Source organism: Microvirga sp. Mcv34, from assembly GCF_024519725.1.
Classification (GTDB): Bacteria; Pseudomonadota; Alphaproteobacteria; order Rhizobiales; family Beijerinckiaceae; genus Microvirga.
In genome coordinates this window covers 1-1,302 of sequence record NZ_JALJRK010000241.1, presented here as the reverse complement: position 1 = coordinate 1,302, position 1,302 = coordinate 1, and the positions used below count along the sequence as shown (strand labels likewise).

Sequence of the window (1,302 nt, the reverse complement as noted above, 5' to 3'; positions counted from 1 at the left end):
GCATCGCACAGCCCACCAGATTTCGGAATCACCCGTCAGTGACACAACACTAGCATGGCTGATTGTGCCGCCTTCCAGCCGTGCAAACAATCCAAGGGTAAACCTAAAGCATCTGACGGCAGGATGAGGCAAGTTACGAGTGGACAAATGCGCCTAAAGCAGTCAACCTTAGTTCGTGGTGGACCTTAGCGCTCTGCCATGTCCTCTGGGTGGTGTTTCAAAGCCACCACCTATAACTCTAAGAAGGGCGCTTGTGGCTTGCTCCTAAGCGCCTCTTTTTTCAGTTCAGGTTCGGCCTTCCCCCTTCCATACTTCAAGAGCGAGAGCGCAAGTGAAAGTGAGTGGAGGCGCGTCGCAACGCCCAAGACGATAAAACTTAAGCAGGGCGATTACGAAACGGGTTGCCGGCCTTCCGCTTAGAATGACCACTGGGAGCGGAGCGCCAGGGCCTGAAAGCTTTGCCCGATCTGGGTCGTCCCAGCGGCATCCTGACGATCAATATCGCCATAGAGATAGTCCAGCATGAAGCGAACGTTCTGATTGGGGTACCAGTTGAGGCCAACCGTATAGGTCGCCTGCTCACCCCCGCGGACACCTCCGGTCTGGGCAACGGGCTGTCCAGGAGCATCCTCGTCGTTGAGGTCGACGTAGCTGTAGCGCGCCACAACTTCCCATGCACCCCAGCCGCCTTCGCCAAGGCGGAAAGGCCGAGCGACGCGCGGGGCAGCGTAGGCTGCGCTGCTCGTGTTGTAGCGCCGGCTCTCGCCGGTGATGATCCAGCTCCCTTGGACGTAGAACCCGTCAAAGTTGAGATTCGGAGACACCAAGCCTGCGGCGCGGTCTTGGTCAACGTTGATCCGCAGATACTCGCCTTGGAGCGAGAAGTTCCGGTAGTGGCCCGCCAATTCGAGGCCGCCGACATAGGCGTCATCGTACGAGATCAAGCCTGTGTCGAGAAAGCGCGTGCTGTCGAGACGAAGCTCAGGACGGTCGCGAAGCTGGATCGTCTGTCGGTTCACGCCAACCACGCCGGCGCCGTTCTGGTTCGGCTGGAAAACGGCTGCGGCTGACGCGCCAACATGCAGGATATAGTCGTCGCCCTTCAGCGGCTGGGCCGCAACGCGGACCGTGCCGCCGAGTTGCTCATCATCTGCTTCCGTGCCGACCGTCGGACCTGTCAGATAAGCGGCGGCGAACCAGCGGTCGCCTGCCGCGCTCGCGCCCGCCGCCATGCGGCCCGTGCCTGCGGCGATGCTCCGTGCGATCTCGATGATGGACGGGCGCTCCAGGAACAAAAGGTCA

1 protein-coding gene is annotated in these 1,302 nt (G+C 60.4%); it reads right to left on the bottom strand.

Going from position 1 to position 1,302, the window contains the following annotated elements; all coding sequences use genetic code 11:
* Positions 1-416: 416 nt before the first annotated feature.
* On the bottom strand, positions 417-1,302 hold an 886-nt coding region (locus OC446_RS30380; RefSeq protein ID WP_262032587.1), incomplete at its 5' end, for an OprO/OprP family phosphate-selective porin.